Source organism: Natronorubrum texcoconense (assembly GCF_900100335.1).
Lineage (GTDB): Archaea > Halobacteriota > Halobacteria > Halobacteriales > Natrialbaceae > Natronorubrum > Natronorubrum texcoconense.
Map to the genome: position 1 here is coordinate 20,328 of NZ_FNFE01000003.1, position 21,748 is coordinate 42,075.

Sequence of the window (21,748 nt, forward strand, 5' to 3'; positions counted from 1 at the left end):
AGGCCAACGTGGCCGCAGAATCACTGCCAGCCGGCTACTCCTTGTCGGTGTTAGGCGACTCGAATCGCGCCCCGAAGAACCGGCGGGCCGATGCGACGATCCCGTCGATCGTGTAATTGACGCCGATGTAGACGCTGACGAGTGCGAGCAGGGTTCCGGCGACCACGTCGGCGAACCAGTGAATGCCCAGATACATCGTCGAGAGCGAGACGCTGATGGCGAGGAACCCGGAGACCGGCACCCACACCGGATACTTTTCTCGGGTCACCCACGCCAGGAAGAAGACGGTCATCGCGAGGGACGTGTGCAGCGACGGGAAGACGTTCGTGTTCTGGTTGATCTCGTTGGTCAGCGTCCGGGACTGTGGAAACGCCTCGTACAGCAGCCCCTCGAACAGCAGCGGATCGACGTTTCGCGGCCCGAACGCAATAAAGAGGGTATAGAAGAGGAGTCCGATCGCGTAGTTCGCGGTGAACGCGAGCACCAGCATCGACAGCTCCTCCATCTCGTCGAGCGCGAAGTACGCGACAAACGGGAACAGCAGCAAGAACGCGTAGCCGTAGATGTAGATAAAGACGAAAAACGACGTCAGAACGTCGGTCTGGAACGACTGGAGGACGACGACCGGATCCGTCCCGAACAGCGCCCGGTCGAACTCGAACAGGTACGACGTGATGTTGTTTCGAAGCACGTTTCGCTCGAGTCGCTGCACGACGTCCTGTGTCGACCACCGCAAGAGGAGCACGACGGCGAGCGCCGCAAACGACAGGAGACAGGTCTCGAGTCGCCATCGAAACTCCCGCAGCGCGGTGACCGCGTTTCGCGGTCCGACGATGACGAGCGTCGCGGTGACGAGCATCGTCACTACGACCAGTGTGAGCTCGAGCAAGACGTCGATGAGAGCCATTCAGTATACTTATAGAGAGTATTGGCCCCGAGCCATTAACTCTTTCACAGTTATCCACACACCGTTCGAATGTCGAAAATATCGACTTCAGTACGGCGGTTCTGTCGACGTTCCACGCGGTGTCACCGGTACTGAGTGGAGAGCCTACAGCCGTTGACCTACCGCTGCGATCCGAGGATCGACGGTCCGATCGCTACGGTGTGGTGGAGATCGTTATCGGCTGGGCGAGTCACTTGAGCAGTTGACCGCCGTCGTAGTTGTAGCCGATGTCCTGAAACAGCGGCTGGCTCTGTGACGTGTCGACCGATCCGTCCGTGCCGGGAAACGACAGAATGTCGGGATCGGGATCGGCGAACTCGTCGTCGTCGTACTCCCATGCGTCGTCATGGATACCGACGAGTGACGGCGTTCCCTTCGCTTGCGTCGCGAACCCCTCGAAGATCTCGGAGACGACATGTTGGCGGTCGATCAATCTCGCACAGACGCGTCGAAAGTTCGGGTTGCCGAGTTCGGCGTGCTGGCTGTTGAAGCCGACCATGTAGAACGCATCGGTCGTCTCCATCGTTGTCGAGACATCGGATGCATCCCTGATCTCTTCGACGCTCCCCGGCGGGATCTCACTCGCCGTCACGTCGATATCGCCGTCGATGAGCAAGTCCCGCATCGCACCCGAGTTCGGCGCGACCTGAAACCGAATCCCTTCGAATCGTGAGAACCCCTCGAGCACCGACGGCCTGTCCGACGTCCCGCGGAGGGCGTGGGCGTCGAACGGCTCGAGGACGACCTCTTCGTCCGTCGAAGCGTCCGCAAACGCGAACAGTCCGGAGCCGACCGGGTTCTCGTTGTCGTCGGTGACCGCCACCGTCTGCCGGTCGGTGAGCAGTTCCGACCGCTCGGCCCAGATGTGCTCGGGAAAGAGCGGAATCGTCAGGGCTCGCGCGGCGACCGCCCGCGTCGTGTTGACGAAGTAGAGTTCGATCGTCCGCGAGTCGACGACATCGGTCGATTCGACGAGGGTTTGCTGTCCACGGAACCGCGGTGCAGGAATCCCGCCCTCGACCTCACCCAGGGACGTGTCCTCGATGAGCTCGAACGTAAACGCCACGTCGTCGGCGTCGATCGGTTCGCCGTCGTGCCACTCGAGTCCCTCTCGGAGGGTAATACGTGCTCGAAGTCCGCCCCCTTCGTCCCACTCGGCGCTCTCGGCCAACCAGGGGACGTACGATCCGTCGATTCGCCGTGCCAGCGGATCGTACAGCAGATCCAAGAGCCCCTCGATTCGGTTCCGATCGACGGCCAGCGGGTTCAGCCGCTCGGTGAGCCCTTCGCCGAACACGCCAACCTCTAGCGGTCCGTCCCGCGGTCCGTTGGCCGCGTGAGCGCAGAGTTCGACGTATCCTAACGCATCCCGCGGCGGGGACGGGACCTCGAAGCTCTCGCGGGCCCCGGTTATTCGGTACGGATGTGCAACGGCCGTAAACGGCACCGACTGCAGCAGGTGGTCGAGCAGTTCGACGAGTTCTGCGGGCCGGTCGTCCTCGGTCGCTTCCCGCTGGGTTTCGAGGTGGTTGTCAGCCGCCAACTCGGTGAACCGAAAGGGGTTTTGCCACCCTTGTTCCCCGACGAATCGCGAGTGCAACAGTCCGTACAGGTCATCCGGATCGTCGTACCCGGGGTGTCTGGCAACGAATACGTCGTACTCTCCCTCGAGCAGGACATCCCGATACAGTTCGGCTTTGGCGACGGGTTCGTGAGACGCGTCGATACCTGCGTCGCTGTAGTTCTCCCGGAGCCTGCTCGCGATCGTCGCAGCGATCGGATCGTCGTCCGCCGGCACGGCTTTGATCGACATCGAAATCTGGTCGGGACCGGGGGTTTCCGCCTGCGACCAGAGTCGATCGAAACAGCCAGCGAGAGAACTCACGGCGGCGACACCACCGCCTGCGAGGAGTCCCCGTCGGGTCGTCGACGGAGCGACGTCTTCCATACGCCCCGGGCTACGCCACCACAGCGTATAGGACTTACTCTCGAAACGACATCTTGACGAACGGCTGTCTCGATCGGACGGATCAACCGACTGCGACCCGAGGGAAGACGTAGGATCGATCAGCGAGTACCAGAAACCGGACGCGTCGGCCCTGAGCCGAGTCGGCCACCTGATCGGACGTTTGCCGGCGGGGTTCGGTGGATTCCGTCCCGCGGACGGCGTATCGTGACTGTTGACGGCCACTCACCGGGTAACCGGAAAAAGTACCAAACAAACACCGGCAGAGGTGTACGTGACCAAGATAGTAACGAGATCCTGATTGTCTTTTATTCCCGTGTATGCCGACCATAACAATCAGGTGTCGTGGTATCGAACCGCACGTGGCTTCCGTTCCCACATCGCGGTCGACTGGTCTGGCTGGATCGATCGGTCGCGTCTCGAGGAACGGCCACGAGAGACAGCTATGAAACTCGCACTCATCGGATTCGGTCAGGCAGGCGGGAAAGTAGTCGACCACTTTCTGGCGTACGACGACGCGATCGACGGCGGCTTCGTCGAGAGCGGACTCGCGGTCAACACCGCGACGACGGACCTGCAAGGTCTCGAGCACGTCCCCCAGAGTCACCGCGTCTGCATCGGGCAGGCGCGCGTCAACGGCCACGGCGTCGGTGCGGACAACGAACTCGGTGCCGAGGTCGCGGAGACGGATATCGACGAGATTCAGCACGCGATCGATCGGATTCCGAACCACGAGGTCGACGCGTTCCTCGTCGTCGCCGGCATGGGCGGCGGCACCGGTTCCGGAGGCGCACCGGTCCTCGCGAAACACCTCAAGCGAATCTACACGCAGCCCGTTTACGGGCTCGGCGTCCTGCCGGCGACGGACGAGGGCGGCATCTACACGCTCAACGCCGCCCGCTCGTTCCGGACGTTCGTCCGCGAGGTCGACAACCTGCTCGTCTTCGACAACGAGGTCTGGCGCAGCGCCGGCGAGTCCGTCGAGGGCGGTTACGACCGGATCAACCGCGAGATCGTCGAACGGTTCGGCCTGTTGTTCGCCGCCGGCGAGGTCGGCCACGGCGACCACGTCGCCGAAAGCGTCGTCGACTCTTCCGAGATCATCAACACGCTCTCGGGCGGCGGCATTTCGACGATCGGCTACGCGACCGAGACCGTCGAAACGGACGGCAGCGGCCTCCTCTCGTCGTTCACCGGGAGCGACGACGGCTTCGACGACGGTAGCGCAACCAATCGACTGACCAGTCTCGTCCGCAAGGCGACGTTGGGGCGACTCACCCTCTCGTGTGACGTCAGCAGCGCGGATCGCGGCCTGGTCGTCGCGACCGGACCGCCCCGGAAATTAAACCGCAAGGGCGTCGAACGCGGCCGGCAGTGGCTCGAGGACGAAACGGGGAGCATGGAGATCCGCGGCGGCGACTACCCGATTACCGGCGGCAACGAGGTTGGTGCGATCGTTCTCCTCTCAGGTGTGACGGACGTCCCCCGTATCGATCAGCTCCAGCAGGTCGGAATCGAAGCCAAGGAGACGACCGAGGAGGTCCGGGCCAGCGCCGAAGACGAGTTCGCGTCGCTCGTCGACACGGGCGGCGAACTCGACGCGCTCTTTTGAACCGACCGCAATTCGCGTTCGTCGATTTCCTCAGTTCTCGGACGTCGGTGGGCGAACGATCCGATCGACGGCATCGCGGAACTGCGGGCTCTCTCGGTACCAGAGCCAGCAGCCGACGCCGGCGAGGATGATCGAGTTGGCGACGACCCCGACGACCGACGCCAGATAGGCCGCGGCACCGTCGCCGGAGGCCGCGAACACGTTCGCCGGGTTGTCGTGGACGAGAAAGAAGTAGCAGACGAACCAGGCGTTGGGGACCAGCGTCGCGACGAGCACGGGTGCTCCGTAGACGTAGTTCTTGAGCCAGATCAGGGCAAACGCGAGGAGCGGGCCGAGCAGGCCGACGACGAGCAGAAACGCGGGCTGCCCTTCCGTAAACGTCGCCCCCACCGTCGACTGAGCTACGGCGAACAGTCCCAGTACGGTGAAGTACGCCACAACGGGCACCGTCACGATGAGTCGAATATCCACGTACTACGGTGGCCACCTGTTCGTCTTAATCGTTATTACCATCCAACAGACATATATGCGATGGGCTATCATCGTTCCGTCAGCCGAGACGACCACCGAGCGGGGTCCTCACGGGGTACCGAAGCGGTCGAATGCTACGAGGGAGTGTCCGTCGGGTTAGCGACACTGTGGCGACTCGGCGTCGACCTGTTGGGTGATGCCGAGGGAATCCAGGCCGCGTTCGGTAGCGGTGAGGCGGCCGCCCGCTGTCGGCACCTCGAGCGGAACGAGATCGTCGGCCAAATCGGAACTGATCCGAGCAGTTATCAGTCCGTCAGACACTGCTATCGGAACTGAAACGAGACGTTGTATCTCGATAGCTGCCGATCCAATACCACGGACGGCACGCCGTAATCGCCTCATTACGACGGTCTTACTCGGTAGCGTCGACAGAGCATAATTATCAAATTTAACGTCATTCATGGTATGGAGAGTATAACGAAACCCAATATGAGCGACTGATTGGATATGCGAAGTGAGAGACACTCGAACCGGGCATCGACATCGTCACGAATGCGGCGCGCACTCGAGTCGGTCCTCCTCCGGAGCGAGGGGCGAACGGTCATCGAGGAGTGCCGGCGGTGCGGAACGACGCTCGAGACCGGCGGCCCGAGCTGTCCGGCCTGTGGCCGCGACGATATCGTGAAGTATCACCTCGAGTGACGTCGCGTCCCTCATCGCCTCGAACGGCGTCGTATCCGACCCGCGGCGCCGTCGATCGAGCGGTTCGTCACTCGAGCGGGAGTACACTGGTCTCGATCGCGTCCCGTCGACCGTCCAGCACCGTAACGCGCTCGTCCCGACGGGACTCGAGCCAGTAGAGCAATCGTTCGGCCCACTCGAGCTTTCGGGCTTTCGCCGGATCGACGGTGGGATCGTCGAGGTCCCAGCCGACGAAGACGAGGCGAGACGCGCCAAGGTGGTCGGCGAGGAAGGCTGCCCGATCGCCGTCGGTGAACCCGCCGAAATTTTCGACGGAACTCCGGGGTGCCGCCTGCGTCGTGGGAAGTACGAACTCGTCGCTGCAGTCGGGAACGATGTCACGAACCGCCGGAACGTTGTCGCCGTGTGCGTGGACTGCAACCGGAACCCCCGAGTCGGTCAGTCGACGGACGGTGTCGGGATTCTTGTCGAGGTCGGTCACCATGCAGTCGACGTCGATTCCGCGGCTGGCGAGCGTGTCGACCGCCGTCGAGGCTGCGAAGACGACGTCGGCGTTGCGTGCTCGCTCGAGCGACGCCTCGTCCTCGAGTGAGGGCCCGGCGCCGGCGACCGCGACCGTCGCGTCGCGAGCGGCAGAAAGTCGCTCGAGGTCGAATCCGTCGGTCAGCGAGGCCAACACGTCGCGCGCTCGTTCGTCGCCGGTACGATCGTACCCGAAATCGGCCAGGATCGCCTCGTACACTGGCTCCCACTCGTCGAACTCCATACTCGAGATGCGGTGGGGAGTCGTATCTGTATTCGGGATTCGCTCGAGCGACCGCTGTCGCGTACGAAGGCGCTGGAAAACTCACGGCTACTGCGCTCGAGTTGTCACTCGTCGTCGAAGTTCCACAATAATTCCGTGTTGTGGGCCGGGGGTCGCCTCCAAAGTACCCCTACCCGGGAGGCCGCCCGGCGTCCAGTACCCCTTTTCGAAGCCTCCGGCATAAGCTTTCTCTTACCTCAGCATCGCCGCTAGCGAGCCGGCTAGAGCGCTCAGGTCGCCGTTTTCGTCGCGTAGACGGTCTGATACGTCTGAAATTGCGGTCGTCGATCCCAGAACCAGCAATCGATCATTGTCAACACCGTACACATCGGCGTTGGACTCGGCGGCGAGCGACGTGAATCGAACGTGATCGTCGGCACCGAGTCCGGTGATCTCGATGGCCAGTGCCGACCAGTCGTCGGCGACCGTCGATTCGATATCGCGCTCCGCCAGGTGGGCCCGAAGATCGCGACTCGAGTGGACGTCCAGCCGAGAGACCGACAGCTCACCGCGGCTGTCTCTCGAGCGTTCGGTGAACGCGTTTCCGATCAGCGCCGCGTCGCGCGTTTCGGCGACGTCGTGGGTCCGGATCACGTGTGCGCCGCGTTCGACGGCCAGCGACGTCGCCGCGAGACTAACCGGCAGTCGGTCCTCGGTCTCGCGTCCCGCGAGTTCGCCGAGGAAATTTTTCCGATTGATCGAGACCAACACGGGCCGTCCGAGTGCTCGGAACTCGCGCAGTCGGCGGAACGTCTCCCGATCGTCCTCGAGCGTCTGGGCCTCGCTCCAGCCGCCGAACGCCGGGTCGACGATCGTCTTCTCCGTCAGCCCGTTCTGTTTCAGGGACTCGTACACCTGATCGACGTAGTCGGCGTTTGTCGTCCACTCGGGCGACTTTCGGGCCGCCCAGTCGGTCTCCTCGACCGCACCCGGGCGCTCGAGATCCGGCGGACTCGCCATCTTCGCGACGGCGACGTCGTACTCCTCGCAGACGACGGGCATCTCGGGATCGGCGAAGCCCGCGATGTCGTTGACCATATCGAACCCCCGGGAAAGTGCCTCGTCAGCTACCTCCGCGTACCGAGTTTCGATCGAATAAATCGCGTCCCCGGAGACGCTCTCGATCGTCTCGCACGCGACGTGGAGTCGCTCGAGTTCCTCCTCGGCCGAGAGGACGTCGAACCGCTTGTTCGCCGACTCGAGACCGATGTCGACGATGTCGGCCCCCTGATCGATGAGTTCCTCGTCGACGTATCGAGCGGCGTCGCCGGGGTCGTCGAAGACGCTCGGATCGTACGGGGACTCCTCGCTGACGTTCAACACGCCCATAATCCGGGGCGGGTAGTCGTCACCGATCCCCAGCCCCGCCGCGTCGACACTGTTCATACGCGGACTGAGGAGTGAAGCCTGATAGGTACCGCGATTGCGGAACCCGTCCACATCGACGCTCGGTGCTACTGTCGGTACGTTTTCGAACGACCGTAGATCGATTTCGCCTGATCACCGACCCGACTCACTCCGGTCTCGTCGCCGTCGAAGGCGCCGGTTCGAATCCACCGCGTCCCGTCGACCGACGCGATCGTTTCGTCGGTCAGCGCCGGTCGGGCGACGTACTCGTCCATCGTCGTCGGACCGCTAACCGACAGTTCGCCGTCGAACTGGTCCTCGAGCACCCGCGTCTCGATCCCCGGCAACACCTCACTGACCGTGTCAGAGTCGTCTGCATCAGCGTCGATCAGGTGTGTCAGCCCCGTTTCCGGACATCCCCGGTATCGGACTGCCGTCCCCATCCGGTCGTCGACGGCCTCACCCGGTCGCGTCAGCGATGCTCCCGTCGTCTCGAGAACGGCGACGGAGTCGTCGACATCGGCCTCGAGTTCGCGAAGTGTCTCGTACTGTCGAGGCGAGCAGAACGCTCGATCTGCATCGTCGGTGGCCAGCAACGAGCGAGCCGTTTCGGGATCCCGATCCGTGTGCGGGTGGTACTGTCCGCCCTCGAGTATCGCGGCGTTCGCACCGTACATGAGTTCGATCGGGTTCGACAGCGGGAGCAGTCCGAGATGACGAGGTGTAGCGTCTTCCTCGACGATCGATCCGCCGAGGTCGGCAGCGGCGGTCAGCGCCGAGTGACTGTAGGCCACGCCGAGTGGCTCACCGCCGTCGTATCCGACGTAGGCGATCAGCCCGCTATCGTCGTCCGACTGACGGACGACGTCGATGCCGGTTCGTGACCCCGCGCTGTTCATCCCGTCGTTGTCGAGAAACGACGGAAGGTCGATTCCCATTCGAGCGTCGATATCGACCGTGATCGCGACGCGTACCGTCTCGACTCGGTTCAGAATACCCAGAAACGGCGTTTCGTCGGTGACGTACGCGTTCGCCTCCGTTTCCCGCAGGACGGTGGTAATATCGGGACTGCCGTACTCGGTCGGTATCGTCACCGGAACACAACCGTTTCTGAGCGTCCCGTAGAACGCGACGAGGAGCGCTCGAGGATTCGAGAGACGAATCGCGACGGCGTCGCCGGCAGCGATATCGCGGTCCTGGAGACCACCGGCGAACGCATCGGTCTGCGACCAGAGCTTCGAAAACGTCGTCGGATCGCTACCGGAGATGGCCACTGACGATTGGTTTTTCATCACCGTGTCCTGTAGCTGGCTCGTAATATTTGACATAGTATCCGAAGATAGTCAACGAGTGTTAACTGTTCTCCCGCTATCGTATAAGAGTATGATTCACAAGTTGATGTGTGAATATGTCCTAGAATATCCGAGATGGATCGATCGTGCGCCACATTCGTCGTTGAAACGACCGAAGTCGCGATCCGGCTCTCGGTGTCGGAGCGACTGAAAACGGGTTCCGGACTTCGATATCGAAGCGACGAGCTGTTTCCTCGAGCGTCCGTAGTCAACTACTCCTCCTGGTCGTCCGCTTCGAGGACGGCCAGCCGCGAATCTCGCAGGAGTACCTTCCTGACGATCGAGGGGTTCTCGAGCAGTCGGTGTTTGGCGTGGGCACCGCGTCCGCGTCCGCGCCCCTCGCGTTCGGACTGGATCACGTTGAGGAAGTTCTGCTCCTGGAGGATCTCCTGGACCCGACGTTCCGAGAGCACGTCGAAGTCGAGCTGGCGAGCGATCGACTTGTACTGGTTGTAGATGATCTTCGTCGGGAACTCCTTCTCCGAACTGTTCTCGGTGAGCAGCGTCAGCGAGTAAAGAATTGCCTTGGCTTGCTGTGGCGAGCCCTCGATCAGTTCGTTGAATCGGTCGGCTTCGGTCTTCTCCTTGGCGTCGCGCACGTGATCCGCGGTGACGCGCGTCGCGTCCTGTTTCTTCGCGATGCGACCGGCGTTCCGGAGGATGTCGATCGCCTTGCGCGCGTCGCCGTGTTCCTGTGCCGCGAGTGCAGCCGTGAGGGGAATCACGTCGTCGGAGAGTACCCCGTCGTGGAACGCGTCGCGCCGTTTCTCGAGGATCTCGACGAGCTGGTTGGCGTCGTACGGCGAGAAGACGAGTTCGTCCCGCGAGAGGCTCGATTTCACCCGCTCGGAGAGGTGATCCGGGAAGTCGATCTTGTTCGAGATGCCGATGATGCCGATGCTCGAGTCCGAGATACGCCGGTTCTCGCCCGCCCGCGAGAGTTTGCGGAGCACTTCGTCGTCCTCGAGCATGTCGATCTCGTCCAAGATGACGATGGTTACGTCGGTACAGTGATCGACGGCCTGCCAGAGGCGCTTGTAGTAGTCGCCGGTGCCGAGACCGCGGTCGGGGACGCTCACGCCGCTCTCGTCGGGCTCGTTGACGAGTTGGGCGATCGTCTTGATGATCGACGCCTCGGTGTTCTGCTCGCCGCAGTCGATGAACGCGTACTTGACGGTGGTGTCGTCGCGCTGGGCCTCCGAGATGACCCGCTGAGTCACCGACCGCGAGATGAGTGATTTGCCGGTTCCGGTCTTGCCGAAGATGAACAGGTGATTGGGTTCGCTCCCGAAGATAGCCGGGTTCAGGGCGTCCGCAACCCGCTGCATCTGCTCGTCCCGGCCGACGATCCGGTCCGGCCCGGGAAGGTGCGTGATCTCGAGCAACCGCTCGTCGGCAAAGACCGGATCGTCGTACCGAAAGAGGGGATCACGATCGTCGTTGGCGGACATTGCAATACCCGGACTCTTCCGACTGGATTGAAATAAAGCTATGGACTTCGCTCGCGGATGTAAATACGACGACTCAGGGACCCGAAAGCGGATATACGGGCGTGTAGTGAGAACCGTCTGCTTTGCCGGCATCGCGTATCTAACCCACGCGCGATGAGGATCCGGGAATGCGAAACACCCCCACCCCCCTCGCGTATGTAACGTGCCGACGGGAGGAAGCCACCGAGCGCGCGGTCGTTCAACGATTCGAGAGTAGCGCTAGCTGTCAGTCAACGATCCGCAAGCGGCGCTGCCATCGTTCGATTCGGCCGCGGCCTTGCTCGAGAACACCCCTCCGATCACGTATTGGGGCATCTTGAGATTACGGACGATCGACGCAGTCAGATGTGCGGACGAACGAACGCAGTCGAAAAACGTCCGTTCTCCCACAGCAAAAGCCGACGGTTCGAAGCGATATCGAAGCGTCTGACGCCGAGATGACCAGTTATCGGGACACACACCCCCGTCGCGTATGTAACGCCGAATGGGTGGGTGGGGGTCGAGCTAATCACTCGATTTGGTCTTTTTTAGCACCAACTCGCCCTGTTTTTACATCCGCGGAGAAGGTGTGTCACAATACAGACCCCCCACACGTGGACGGGCTTACAAACGCGAAGGGGGTGTGTCCCTCCTCCCATTATATGGGTTTCGTCTCGAGAGAAACAGCGAAACGGCGGCTACAGCAACTCTCGACACGAACTGGGAGATTATTCGGCGGAATCCGTCACTCCACACTCCACTCGTGACCGAGAAAGTCTTCCACGCAGCATGCTTTCTACAGTTTCCACACTACCCCTAGACTAGTTGTCTAGTCTAGAACTAGCACAGAGTAGAGAAGTGAGTAAAAGCGGTCGATAACCGTTGTTTCTCCTGGACCGTTCTGTTTCGTCGCCTCTCGCTCGTTCGCCCGCCATCCCGCTCGTCCGACTCTCGCGTTGCCCGTCTTTCTCGAGTTCGTCTCTCGACTTTCCCAATCGACCGACTGAACCGCGATTCGCTCTACGTTCGGCAGACTCGCGACTTCGCCGCATCGATTCTCGGATGTCGATACTCGAGAGCTTCCCTGAACTCAGCCGGAACCGGGCAGACTGTGGAACTGAATGATCCGAACTGCCGAACGCGGAACCGAAAGGATAACCCGTCTCTCGAGTCGATATCCGCCGACAGCGTATGAGCGAGGAGTCGTCCGAACCCAACAGTGTTAGTCGCCGCACGCCACCAGCAGTCGCCGTCGTCGATGCCCAGACGCCGGGGAACGTCGGCACCATCGCTCGAGCGATGAAGAACTTCGGCTTCGAGGATCTCCTGCTGGTCGATCCGCCCGAACTCGATCCCGATGGCGAGGCCTACGGGTACGCGGGCCACGCTCGCGAGGACATCCTCCCGAACGCGACCGAAATCACGTTCGATCACCTCGTCGAGAACTACCACACGGTCGGCTGTACCGCAGTGACCAACGAGGACGATCACAGCCACGTTCGGTTCCCGTTCTCCACGCCCGCCGAACTCACCGATCGGCTGGCGACCGTCGAAGCGCAGACAGCGCTCGTCTTCGGCCGCGAACGCGTCGGACTGACCAACGAGGAACTCGCCCGGATCGACGAAATCTGCTCGATTCCGGCCAGCGCGGAGTACCCCGTCCTCAACCTCGGGCAGGCCGCGACGATCACGCTCTACGAACTCCGGTCGCTCACGCTCTCCGACGCGGAGACGCAGCTCCCCGATCTCGAGCGATCCCGGGCCGCCGAGCCGACCATCGATCGCGTCTACGACCAGTGGGCGGCGCTCCTCGAGGAGCTCAACCACCCCGAAGAGAAGCGCGAGAAGACGATGCGAATGCTTCGACGCGTCTACGGACGGGCGGATCTAACCGAGGGTGAGGCCAACACGCTCCTCGGACTGCTCCGTCGAGCGACGGAGCGACCGGAACGACAGTAACGGCCGCGACGACAGCAGCGGCTGAAACGATAGCAACGGCCGGAATGCCAGGAACTGAAGAGCAACCGGAGGCTGTAGGTTCACCGACGAATACGTACGAGAAAAACGGCTCTCGGCCACCACGATCATATACTCACAGTGGACAGCACTACAGAATGGCTAAGCTCACCCGACGACGGACACTGTCTCTCGCCGGTGCGGGAATGGCAGCGCTCGCAGGCTGTTCGGAATCGTCAGACGACGGTGGAACCGACGATGGGAACGACGGCAGCGACGGGATGGAAGAGACGATCGAACTGGACGGCGATCTTCCGTCGTACGCCTCGATACTCTCCGAACGTGACCGGCCGACCTACTTTTACGGTGCGATCGATGTCGAGACGATGTCGACGATCATCGACGACGAGGGTGCCGAAGCGGGCGACGAGCCTGCGGATCCGTTAATTGGGAACCCCATCGTCGTCGCGCTGTTGTGTTCGTTCGGCCTCTCACAGCTCGCCAACTCCCGTGCAGCGGCCGCCTACAGCGCCAATGACGAGACCTCCAGCGGAGAAGGCGAACTCGTCTTCGCCGACGGCGTCTACACGCTGGTCGGCGAGTACGACCTCGACGGTCTCGCAATCGACCTCGAGGACGAAGGATACCGTCGCGAAACTGCCGAGGAGTCGTACGCGGTCTACACCGACGTGGAGACCGGCGAAGCGATCGGGATCACCGACGAGGTGTACGCCTTCTCCTATCCGAATCCCGACGACGACGAGTTCGACGCGGTCGCAGCCGTCGAACGGACGGTCGAGACCGCAAGCGGTAATCGATCGCCGAAACACGCGACCGACGACGAGTTCGAGGCGCTCCTTCGCGCCGGCAAATCGACCGGAATCACGCTCGGATTGTATACCGCAGACGACGAGTTCGCCGCCGATGCACTCGCGGACGACCAGCCGGAAGACGACGCCGAGGCGCTCGAGTTCGAGTTCGGCGCGTTCGGAGGTGCGTTCGGCGTCCACCAACAGCTGTCGGTCGCCGGCAGTGACGCCAGCACCGGTGCCGTCGTTATGCACACCGATGACGACCAGGTCGACGTCGACCGACTCGAGTCGTCGCTCGGCACCGACGCCGACTCGCTCGAGGTGACTCGAGACGGAACAACGGTGTCGCTCGAGGCCGAATATGGCGGTGACTTGGCCTGATCGAACGAACTGACCGACACGTCATCCGAGCCGAACCCGAAGATTCGACGTAGCATGCGGGCGAGAATCGATCGCTGATTGCTGGGGCGAACACGAATCGCGAACCGGTTTTTCAGCAGGGAACTGTCGTACTGTTCCTGAGAAGGCTAACGCGGCTGAGACGATTACTCCGTGTTCAGTGGCGCGACCTCGCGCTCGACCGATCGAGAATCTGCAGCCCGCGAGACGAACTGACCCGTCTCGGAGACGGTACCGGTCCAGTCGCAGTCGGGACACGCGAACAGTCCCTGGCCGTCGATCAGCGATTCGCCGCAGTCGGGGCAATCGCTCGCGTCGGTAGTCGTCGCGGTCCACGACGAATCGTGCTCCTGAGTACCACCCAGCGGCGTCGGAAGTTCGCCCGTCCGAAGCGAGGCGATCACCTCGTCCGTCGTGAGCGTCTCCTCGGTTTCCTCGTCGGTGTGGGGGAAGACGCCGACCAGTTCGTCGTCCGCGTAGAGTTCGAGACAGAGCAGCGGCGTTACGAGGAGATCAGTCGTCTCACCGGTCACCTGTGACGTCGTGGTGCGCTCCTGGAACGGCGGTCGAATGCTCACACCCCGATCGGCAGCCCACGTCTCGAATCGCTCGAAGCTCTCGAGGGCCTCTTGATAGGGGCTGGTGTCCGTCAGTGCGATCTCTTTCGGCCAGCTACGGAGCAACAGATCGTCGATCGTCCCCTCGGAGTCACAGGCCTGGAGGGTTTCGATCTGTCTGTCGACCGGCTCAAGCAACAGCGGTGCGCGCACGTGGCAGACGGCCGTCACGTCGGTCGACGTCGTGGTTGTGGGTGCTGTCATTGAATCATGTATTCGGGCCACGGTCTCCGATATAAATGTTTTTGGCAAGTCATATCGTGGCACGCGACGGCGACGGGGAGCAGCAGTCGGTCGGCGTCGAACCGGCGAGAATCGAGGTCCATCGCTACTCGGTTCCGATTCGACGTTGTTACTCCGTTCCGTTTCGACGGGAGCCCTCGTTGCCGTCGCTCGTTCTCGCATCGACACAATCGGTCCCGCCATCAGTTCTCACCTCGGTGCGGTCGGTTCCGCCGTCCGTTCTCGCGGTGGACCGGCGGTCCAACGATAGCGTCGGCGCACCTCGTCCCTCGAGTCGCGACCGGAGCAGCGCGCGGAACGCCGCTCGCTTGATGACGACGAAGCCGGCGAGGATCGTCAACAGCCCGACGACGGTGAGCGAGTCGACCACCGAGCCGAGGACGATCCAACTCACGCCGATCGCGACCGCCGGCTCGGCGTAGCCGACGAGGTTCACCTGAATCGCCCCGCTGCGGTCGAGCAGTTCGAAGTAGAGCAGGAACGCGAAGACGCCGGAGACGAGCGTCAAGTAGAGATACGACGCCAGCGCCGTCGTGGTCAGCTGGATCGCAGCCATCGACTCGCCCCGCAGGAACGCCCAGCCGAGCAACACGCCGGAGCCGAGCAGCATCGACCAGGCCTGAAGCGTCTCGAGCGGCAGGTTCGATTCGATCGGACGGACGAGCACGCTGCCGAGCGCGAACGCGACGGCGGAGGCGAAGACCAGCATCGCGCCGAACACCATATTGCCGCCGAGCGCCGCCGAAGAGGGCTGGACGACGAGCACGACGCCGACCAGACCGAGGACGAAGCCGACGACGCCGAGGAGGTTGAGCCGTTCGCTCGGGAGCAACACGCCGGCGAACGCGACGGTCAGGATCGGCGCCGTGCTGACGATCGTCGCCGCGACCGCGCCGGAGACGTACAGCTCTCCGAGGTACAACAGGCCGTGATAGAGCGCGAAGACGAAGACGCCAGCGACGCCGATCACGAGCCATTCCGACAGCCCAGACGGTCGAATTCGGTCGGTCACGACGGCCGCGTATCCGAGAACGATCGCGCCGGCCAGCGCGTATCGGAGTCCGGCGAACAGGAGCGGCGGCACGTACTCGAGACCGATCTCGATCGCGACGAACGAGCTTCCCCAGCAGAGTGCAAGCATCGAAAAGAGAACCAGTTCACGGTACTCAGATCGAAGAGGCACGAGTGCAGTCATTTTCAGTTCGAAACGGATAGTCCTATTTAGACTCTTCTACAAAAGATGACGAACGGACGAACGCAAAACCACACATATGGATCTAATCCGAATTGGCCACTATACTGAACAGTAATCTTGTAGATGGCTTCAAGTACATCAGACGAAGGATATATTCCAGGCGCGGCCGACCGGTCGTGCATGGACGAACGCGACGTGCGACTCCTCAAGGCGATCTCCGAACTCGAGACCGGAAGTCCGGAACGGCTTCACGAAGCGACCGGCATTCCCGTCTCGACGATTCACTACCGACTGAGCAACCTGCGGGAGGAAGGGATCATCACGAACGATCGCTACGAGGTCGATCTCGAGGAACTCGGGCTCGGCGTGACCGTCCTCGTCGAAGTCCACGCGGATTACCAGGGCTCCTACGAGACGTTTTCCGACCGCCTACTGACCGTCGAGGGCGTCACGAACGTCTACTTCACGATGGGGAAGACCGACTTCATCGTCATCGCGCGACTGAGCAGCAGCGAGATGGTCGAGCGCCTGATCGCCGAGTTCGAGCAACTCGAGGGCGTCGACCGGACCGACTCGACGTTCGTCATCTCGGCGGTCGAAGAGCGCGACGCGCTCCAGAGCTACAGCCTCGAGACGCTGCTCGAAGAACTGGCCGACGGCTAGTTGACGGGGGCGATCTCGAGACGAAGACAGTCGGAACCGGGCTGAATACGGGAACCCGCGAACGAAAATTGAGAGGGGAGAGAGCCGAACCGAACGAGCTGAAGAGTCCGATCGAAACGAGTCGAGTCAGGATCGCTTCTGGATCTCCTCACGCAGTAACTCGCTCACGAGATCGCCGTCCGCCTTCCCGCGCAGCGCGCCCATACACTCGCCCATCAGCCCGGAGAACGCCTGCATCCCCTCCTCCTCGACCTGTGCTTCGTTTCGCTCGACGACTTCGGCGATCGCTTCGCGGACCGCTTCGTCGTCGGCCCCGCCGAGGTCTTCCGCGTCGGCCGCCTCCGCTGCGGTTCGATCGGGATCTTCGGCCAACGCCGTGAGGAGGTCCCCGACACCCTCGTTTGGCAGGTCGCCATCGTCGACCATCCCCAGAACGTCTCGGAGATGCGTCTCAGTGAGCACCTCGACAGCCACATCATCACGGCGGAGTTCGGTCAGCGTCGACTCGAGCGTCGATGCCGCAAGCGTCGGGTCGATGCCCTCTGCAACGAGTTCTTCGAACAGGGGCATCCGTCGGCCGTAGGCGACCTGCTCCGCCAGCCCGGCGCTGAGGTCGTACTCGTCTTGATACCGCTCGACCTTCTCCGTCAGCAGCTCCGGCTCCGGCACCTCGCTCGGATCGGGTTCGACGGGCGGCACGTCCGTCTCGGGGTACATCCGCGCCGCACCGGGCAGCGGCCGCAGGTAGCGCGTCGTCCCGTCGTCGTTCGCTCCGCGAGTCTCTTCGGGGACGCCCTCGAGTGCGACGCCGGCGCGCTCGGCGACGGCCTCGATCGAGCCCTCGGCGACGTCGGTGTCGGCGGCGACGATCGCGACGGCGTCCTCGGATCCAGCCCCAACCGCTTCTCGCAGGTCCGCAACCTCGTCTTCGGTGACCCCGTAGGCCGGAAGCTCGTCCGTGTGGAAGATCCCGCCCGCGCCGTGGCGTTTCGCGTAGTCAGAGAACTCGGTACCGAGCCGGCGGTCCGGCGCGACCTCGCGACCGACGATGCCGTCGAAGCCGTACAGCGGGACGGCCATCACGGAGCCGCCGGAACCGAGCGCCCCGCCGATGACGCCGCTGTCCGTCCCCTCGAAGACCTCGGTCACGTCCTGCGTCTCGCCGATCGACGCCTCGCGCTCCGCGAGTTCCTCGCGAATCTCGACGAGTTTGGCCTGCCGAGCGACCTCGTTGCGCACGATGTCGTCGATGTCGTCGAGGCTCTGGACGCCCTTGATCTCGACGCGAGCGCCGTCCGCGATGGAGACGTTGACGTCCTGGCGGATCGTTCCGAGTCCGCGCTTGACCTTCCCCGTCGAGCGAAGGAGCATCCCGATCCGTTCGGCGGCTTCGAGCGCCTGCTCGGGGCTCGAGATATCCGGCTTCGTGCCGATCTCGACCAGCGGAATGCCGAGCCGATCCAGACTGTATCGAACCCCGTCGTCGGTCTCTGCGACGCGCTGGGCGCTTTCCTCCTCGAGCAGGAGGTCCTCGATCCCCACCGCGCCGTCGTCGGTCTCGATCTCGCCTTCGGTCGCGATCAGCGTCGAGCGCTGGAAGCCCGACGTGTTCGAGCCGTCGACGACGAGCTTTCGCATGACGTTGGCCTGATCGACCGGCTTCATATCCATCAGCTGGGCGATCTCGAGGACCGTCTCGAGCGCCTCCTCGTCCAACTCGTGTGGCGGCTCGTCGTCCTCCTCGACCAGACAGGTCGAGTCGTACGCGAGGTACTCGAACTCCCGATCAACCTTGCTCTCCTCGAGTGCGGCCTGGTCGATCTCGCCGAGTTCGCTGCGCGTGGGGTGTAGATAGCGCGTGAACGTCCGCGTCGACTCCTCGGGTTCGCGAAGCTCGGTCGGACACTGGCAGAACAGCTTCGTCGCCGTGTCGAGTTGCTGGTGGATCTCCAGCCCGGCGACGAGTCCGAGCTCGTCGTAATCGTACTCGCTCATTGGCGGGCACTCGGAGGCGGAGGGGTAAAAAACCGTCCAGTTGCGGTCGGACCGGCGATGCGTTCGCTCCGCCACGCTGGAACTGTCTCAGTCACATTGCTGTCGCATCCGTTATCGTTGATTCGGCTGTTCAGACCGGCGGCTGTCATCGTTAGCTCGGCGGTTCCCGAGCGGACAGCAATCGCTCGAAGGTATTAGAGAGACGGGGTAGGTCAGTCAACGTGAGTACACGTGGAAACCACGCGTAGTCGAAAGGTGGCTGCCTGACCGTGCCGCCTACCGGGTTTCTCTCCTCTCGCCATAAAACACCTCCGGTAATCAGGTGCGCCACCTATCCAGTGTGACGACGGATCGCGTCACAATCGACCGCGTTCGCACCGACCGCCGCCCGTCGCCCGTTTCTACCGTTGCCCGTCCGTTTCTGTCACTGGTGCACAAGCAAGCACAACGGCTACACGCGGTTACCGGCACGTTCTCCTATGGTCCGGATTTCGACGATCGTCATCGTTCTCGCGATTATCCTCGGCATCGGTCTCATCCCGATCCCCATTATTCCCGGCGTCGGCATCCTCGTCGGTATCTCGGGGATCATCCTCGGAATCATTCTTCGGCTCCTCGGCTACTGACTCAGTCGCCCGAGGACTCGGCCGAAACACCCGTACTCGAGTCGCCGTCCGACGACGACCCGGTCTCCGAAGAGCCGGAATCGGATCGCGAGTACGCCGATTGCGATCCGTTCTCGAGCGCGTCGTCAACCGACTCGAGAATCGTCTCCGGCGTCGCCTCGATCATCCGGCTGCGGTCGTAGTTCGGCAGTACGTCGCTGTCCTCTTCAGACTGATCGCCGTCCGCTTCCGTCACGAACACGACCGAGTCGGCGACCGAGTCGACCGTCTCGACGAGTTGCCGCGACCCGACACCGCCGGATTTGACCACGCTCTCGATGACCACCGTCAGATCGCTCTCCCGAATGCGGTCCTCGAACGCTGTCAGGTCGGTCGGCGAGAGCGACTCGAACGGCGGTATCTCGAGTCGCTCGAGATCGAGCGATCGAGCCGTTTCGGCCGCCGTATCGCCGGCCGTAACGGGACCGACGGAAAGATCGAGTTCCGCGGTCGCCGTCTCGAGGCGAGCGAGTACACTCGAGGCGAGCGATCCAGTTCCGAGGACGTGAACCCGGACGGCGCTCCCGTCGCCCGAATCTCGGCTGTCGGATCCGTCGACTTTCGGGAGCGCCGTCACGGTCTCCGTTCCCGTGATCGGGTTCGTCGTAACCGTCGCCGTCGCGTCGAAGACGTCCGATAGCGACGCTCCGGTGAGGACGTTAGCCGGCGTGCCACTCCGGAAGAGTTGGCCGTCGGCGAGCATCACGAGCCGGTCACAGTACCGCGCCGCCAGATCGAGGTCGTGGATCGCCGCACAGACGGCCCGTCCCTCCTCGACTAACTCCCGAACCAACTGGAGCGTCTCGATCTGGTGGTTCACGTCGAGACTCCCGGTCGGTTCGTCGAGCAGCATGGCCGGCGTCTCCTGGGCGATCGCGCGCGCGAGCACCACGCGCTGGCGCTGGCCGCCACTCACTTCGTCGATCGGTCGGTCCGCGAGATCGACTGTTCGCGTCCGCTCGAGGGCCTGCTCGACGGCCTCTCGGTCCTCGAGCGTCGGGGACGAAAAGCGCGAGCGGTGGGGATGTCGCCCCATCTCGACGACGTCCCGAATGGGGAACGAAAACGATAGCGTCGTATCCTGTGGGACGACCGAGACCAGCCGACTCGAGGCCTTCGCGGACGCCCGATGAACGTCGGTGTCGCCGATCGTCACCGTTCCCGAATCCGGCTCGAGCGCGCCGCTGATCGCCCGGAGCAGCGTCGTCTTCCCCGCGCCGTTCGGTCCGACGAAGCCGACGAACTCGCCGGACTCGATCGTCAGCGAGACGTCCTCGAGCACCGAGAGATCGCCGAAGGACAGCGAGACGTCTTCGACGGTGATCGCCGCTCGCTCGGGCGCCGGGTTGTACTCGCTCGTGACATCGTCACCGTCGGCTCCGGCCCGGAATCGGCTCATACCGAATGCACCTCCCGGCGAGTGAGCAGGAACAGGAAAAAGGGCGCGCCGAGTGCGGCCGTGATGATGCCGACCGGAACGATGGGCGTCGAGACCTCGAGACCGAAGGGAAACGAGAGCGTTCCGAGGCGGGCAATCGTATCGGTCGCGACGAGAAACGAGGCGCCCGCAAGCGCGCTGGTCGGCAGAAGGATTCGGTGGTCGGGGCCGACGAGCAGTCGCATGATATGGGGAACGACGAGACCGACGAAGCCGATGACGCCTGCGACGGCGACGCCCGCGGCGGTGACGATGCTCGCGAGCGCGAGCAGGAGGAGTTTGGTCCGCTCGACGTCGACTCCGAGGTGGTGGGCGTCCTCCTCGCCCAGCAACAGGACGTTCATTTCGCGCGTGTAGGTGAGCAGGACGGCCACGCCGACGAGGGTCACCGGCAGCGCGAACCGGACGTCGCTCCAGGTGCTGTTGGCGAGGTGCCCCATCATCCAGATGACGGCCTGTCGGAGGTCGTCACCGCTGTGGACGAGCATGTAGGAGATCATCGCGCCGAGGAACGCCTGGATGGCGACGCCGGCCAGCAGCAACGTGGCGACGGGCGTTCGCCCGCCCTCCGTCGCGATCGCGTAGACGAGAAACGCGGTCCCGAGCGCGCCGACGAACGCCGAGAGGTGGAGGCCGCCGAACGGAATCAGGGCCGGAAACGCAATCGCCGCGACGGCGCCTGCTGCCGCGCCCGAGGAGACGCCGATGATCGACGGATCCGCGAGCGGGTTCCGAAAGAACCCCTGCATGACCGTCCCCGCGGCCGCGAGAGAGAAGCCGACCGTCGCTGCGAGCGCGATTCGGGGCAGACGGATGTTCTCGACGATGTACTGGTGGCCCCCCGGCACGTCGAACGCGAAAACCGAGGTGTACGCGAACCCGGGGACGGGGACGGTGATGCCGACCCACGGAACGGTGGTTTCGCTCAGTACGACACTCGAGGGAATCACGACGGCGTTCAGCGTGGCCATCGCGACCGTTAGCGGATCGATCCTGACCGAGCCGAGGGCGGCGCTCCCCACGACGACGGCGACGAGCAGGGCCGAGAGCCCCACCGACCACGCGGCGGTTCGGACCGATCGCTCCATACATCAC

General features: G+C 63.2%; 19 protein-coding genes. 6 read left to right on the plus strand and 13 right to left on the minus strand.

Going from position 1 to position 21,748, the window contains the following annotated elements; all coding sequences use genetic code 11:
* Window positions 1-34: 34 nt before the first annotated feature.
* Together BLT08_RS10630 and BLT08_RS10635 are read right to left on the minus strand one after the other, a co-directional pair.
* On the minus strand, window positions 35-907 hold the full coding sequence (locus tag BLT08_RS10630) for a phosphatase PAP2 family protein (protein WP_090306256.1): 873 nt from the start codon (window positions 905-907) through the stop codon (window positions 35-37).
* A gap of 229 nt (window positions 908-1,136) precedes the next feature.
* Complete coding sequence (locus tag BLT08_RS10635; RefSeq protein ID WP_090306258.1) at window positions 1,137-2,894, minus strand: ABC transporter substrate-binding protein; 1,758 nt, start codon at window positions 2,892-2,894, stop codon at window positions 1,137-1,139.
* 463 nt (window positions 2,895-3,357) lie between these two features.
* Here BLT08_RS10635 and BLT08_RS10640 point away from each other — a divergent pair, with 463 nt between their 5' ends.
* The gene (locus BLT08_RS10640; protein ID WP_090306261.1) at window positions 3,358-4,524 is read left to right on the plus strand and encodes a tubulin/FtsZ family protein; all 1,167 of its coding nucleotides are present in this window, start codon (window positions 3,358-3,360) and stop codon (window positions 4,522-4,524) included.
* 30 nt (window positions 4,525-4,554) lie between these two features.
* On the opposite strand, the gene BLT08_RS10645 is transcribed toward BLT08_RS10640, so the two are convergent.
* A complete protein-coding gene (locus BLT08_RS10645) occupies window positions 4,555-4,995 on the minus strand; it encodes a hypothetical protein (RefSeq protein WP_090306264.1) in 441 nt (146 codons plus the stop codon).
* A 156-nt stretch (window positions 4,996-5,151) separates the two neighbouring features.
* The gene (locus BLT08_RS22960; protein WP_175529282.1) at window positions 5,152-5,316 is read right to left on the minus strand and encodes a hypothetical protein; all 165 of its coding nucleotides are present in this window, start codon (window positions 5,314-5,316) and stop codon (window positions 5,152-5,154) included.
* Between the two features lie 231 nt (window positions 5,317-5,547).
* Between BLT08_RS22960 and BLT08_RS22965 the strand changes: the two genes are divergently transcribed.
* Window positions 5,548-5,697: a hypothetical protein gene (locus tag BLT08_RS22965; protein WP_175529283.1), complete on the plus strand. Its 150-nt coding sequence runs from the start codon at window positions 5,548-5,550 to the stop codon at window positions 5,695-5,697.
* Window positions 5,698-5,764: 67 nt separating this feature from the next.
* On the opposite strand, the gene BLT08_RS10655 is transcribed toward BLT08_RS22965, so the two are convergent.
* The 4 genes from BLT08_RS10655 to BLT08_RS10670 all read right to left on the minus strand — a co-directional run bounded on the left by BLT08_RS10655 (window position 5,765) and on the right by BLT08_RS10670 (window position 10,652).
* A complete protein-coding gene (locus BLT08_RS10655; protein WP_090306270.1) occupies window positions 5,765-6,463 on the minus strand; it encodes a 6-hydroxymethylpterin diphosphokinase MptE-like protein in 699 nt (232 codons plus the stop codon).
* Window positions 6,464-6,694: 231 nt separating this feature from the next.
* Window positions 6,695-7,888: a dihydropteroate synthase gene (folP, locus tag BLT08_RS10660; protein ID WP_090307652.1), complete on the minus strand. Its 1,194-nt coding sequence runs from the start codon at window positions 7,886-7,888 to the stop codon at window positions 6,695-6,697.
* 68 nt (window positions 7,889-7,956) lie between these two features.
* Window positions 7,957-9,177 carry an AMP-binding protein gene (locus BLT08_RS10665; RefSeq protein WP_090306273.1) on the minus strand — a complete coding sequence of 407 codons (1,221 nt, stop codon included), beginning with the start codon at window positions 9,175-9,177 and terminating at the stop codon, window positions 7,957-7,959.
* Between the two features lie 236 nt (window positions 9,178-9,413).
* On the minus strand, window positions 9,414-10,652 hold the full coding sequence (locus tag BLT08_RS10670; protein WP_090306277.1) for a Cdc6/Cdc18 family protein: 1,239 nt from the start codon (window positions 10,650-10,652) through the stop codon (window positions 9,414-9,416).
* Window positions 10,653-11,861: 1,209 nt separating this feature from the next.
* Between BLT08_RS10670 and BLT08_RS10675 the strand changes: the two genes are divergently transcribed.
* Window positions 11,862-12,629 carry an RNA methyltransferase gene (locus BLT08_RS10675; protein ID WP_090306280.1) on the plus strand — a complete coding sequence of 256 codons (768 nt, stop codon included), beginning with the start codon at window positions 11,862-11,864 and terminating at the stop codon, window positions 12,627-12,629.
* Between the two features lie 155 nt (window positions 12,630-12,784).
* Entirely contained in the window at window positions 12,785-13,819 is a 1,035-nt protein-coding gene (locus tag BLT08_RS10680; protein ID WP_090306283.1) for a hypothetical protein, read from the plus strand.
* A 164-nt stretch (window positions 13,820-13,983) separates the two neighbouring features.
* Here the strand turns inward: BLT08_RS10680 and BLT08_RS10685 are convergent, their stop codons facing one another.
* A complete protein-coding gene (locus BLT08_RS10685) occupies window positions 13,984-14,658 on the minus strand; it encodes an HTH domain-containing protein (protein ID WP_090306285.1) in 675 nt (224 codons plus the stop codon).
* A gap of 148 nt (window positions 14,659-14,806) precedes the next feature.
* A complete protein-coding gene (locus tag BLT08_RS10690) occupies window positions 14,807-15,892 on the minus strand; it encodes a DMT family transporter (protein WP_090306288.1) in 1,086 nt (361 codons plus the stop codon).
* A 180-nt stretch (window positions 15,893-16,072) separates the two neighbouring features.
* On the opposite strand from BLT08_RS10690, the gene BLT08_RS10695 reads away from it, so the two are divergent.
* Window positions 16,073-16,555, plus strand: coding sequence for an Lrp/AsnC family transcriptional regulator (locus tag BLT08_RS10695; protein WP_090306291.1), 483 nt, complete (start codon window positions 16,073-16,075; stop codon window positions 16,553-16,555).
* Window positions 16,556-16,681: 126 nt separating this feature from the next.
* Here BLT08_RS10695 and gatE read toward each other — a convergent pair whose 3' ends face one another.
* A complete protein-coding gene (gene gatE, locus BLT08_RS10700) occupies window positions 16,682-18,550 on the minus strand; it encodes a Glu-tRNA(Gln) amidotransferase subunit GatE (RefSeq protein ID WP_090306294.1) in 1,869 nt (622 codons plus the stop codon).
* A gap of 479 nt (window positions 18,551-19,029) precedes the next feature.
* Here gatE and BLT08_RS22970 point away from each other — a divergent pair, with 479 nt between their 5' ends.
* Window positions 19,030-19,176, plus strand: a complete 147-nt coding sequence (locus tag BLT08_RS22970; protein ID WP_019991519.1) for a hypothetical protein — start codon at window positions 19,030-19,032, stop codon at window positions 19,174-19,176.
* 1 nt (window position 19,177) lies between these two features.
* On the opposite strand, the gene BLT08_RS10705 is transcribed toward BLT08_RS22970, so the two are convergent.
* Both BLT08_RS10705 and btuC read right to left on the minus strand, forming a co-directional pair.
* Complete coding sequence (locus tag BLT08_RS10705) at window positions 19,178-20,614, minus strand: heme ABC transporter ATP-binding protein (protein ID WP_090306299.1); 1,437 nt, start codon at window positions 20,612-20,614, stop codon at window positions 19,178-19,180.
* Window positions 20,611-21,741 (minus strand): vitamin B12 ABC transporter permease BtuC, encoded by a 1,131-nt coding sequence (gene btuC / locus BLT08_RS10710; protein ID WP_090306302.1) that lies wholly within the window; start codon window positions 21,739-21,741, stop codon window positions 20,611-20,613. The genes BLT08_RS10705 and btuC overlap by 4 nt, the downstream gene beginning before the upstream one ends.
* Window positions 21,742-21,748: the final 7 nt, after the last annotated feature.

Bases quoted from the DNA above. Each gene is read 5' to 3' on its own strand.
- BLT08_RS10635 (WP_090306258.1), bottom strand. From the start codon at position 2,894: ATGGAAGACGTCGCTCCGTCGACGACCCGACGGGGACTCCTCGCAGGC.
- BLT08_RS10690 (WP_090306288.1), bottom strand. From the start codon at position 15,892: ATGACTGCACTCGTGCCTCTTCGATCTGAGTACCGTGAACTGGTTCTC.
- BLT08_RS10705 (WP_090306299.1), bottom strand. From the start codon at position 20,614: ATGAGCCGATTCCGGGCCGGAGCCGACGGTGACGATGTCACGAGCGAG.
- BLT08_RS10630 (WP_090306256.1), bottom strand. From the start codon at position 907: ATGGCTCTCATCGACGTCTTGCTCGAGCTCACACTGGTCGTAGTGACG.
- BLT08_RS10640 (WP_090306261.1), top strand. From the start codon at position 3,358: ATGAAACTCGCACTCATCGGATTCGGTCAGGCAGGCGGGAAAGTAGTC.
- BLT08_RS10695 (WP_090306291.1), top strand. From the start codon at position 16,073: ATGGACGAACGCGACGTGCGACTCCTCAAGGCGATCTCCGAACTCGAG.
- BLT08_RS10685 (WP_090306285.1), bottom strand. From the start codon at position 14,658: ATGACAGCACCCACAACCACGACGTCGACCGACGTGACGGCCGTCTGC.
- BLT08_RS10675 (WP_090306280.1), top strand. From the start codon at position 11,862: ATGAGCGAGGAGTCGTCCGAACCCAACAGTGTTAGTCGCCGCACGCCA.
- BLT08_RS10655 (WP_090306270.1), bottom strand. From the start codon at position 6,463: ATGGAGTTCGACGAGTGGGAGCCAGTGTACGAGGCGATCCTGGCCGAT.
- BLT08_RS22965 (WP_175529283.1), top strand. From the start codon at position 5,548: ATGCGGCGCGCACTCGAGTCGGTCCTCCTCCGGAGCGAGGGGCGAACG.
- BLT08_RS10680 (WP_090306283.1), top strand. From the start codon at position 12,785: ATGGCTAAGCTCACCCGACGACGGACACTGTCTCTCGCCGGTGCGGGA.
- BLT08_RS10665 (WP_090306273.1), bottom strand. From the start codon at position 9,177: ATGTCAAATATTACGAGCCAGCTACAGGACACGGTGATGAAAAACCAA.
- btuC (WP_090306302.1), bottom strand. From the start codon at position 21,741: ATGGAGCGATCGGTCCGAACCGCCGCGTGGTCGGTGGGGCTCTCGGCC.
- BLT08_RS22970 (WP_019991519.1), top strand. From the start codon at position 19,030: ATGGTCCGGATTTCGACGATCGTCATCGTTCTCGCGATTATCCTCGGC.
- folP (WP_090307652.1), bottom strand. From the start codon at position 7,888: ATGAACAGTGTCGACGCGGCGGGGCTGGGGATCGGTGACGACTACCCG.
- BLT08_RS10670 (WP_090306277.1), bottom strand. From the start codon at position 10,652: ATGTCCGCCAACGACGATCGTGATCCCCTCTTTCGGTACGACGATCCG.
- gatE (WP_090306294.1), bottom strand. From the start codon at position 18,550: ATGAGCGAGTACGATTACGACGAGCTCGGACTCGTCGCCGGGCTGGAG.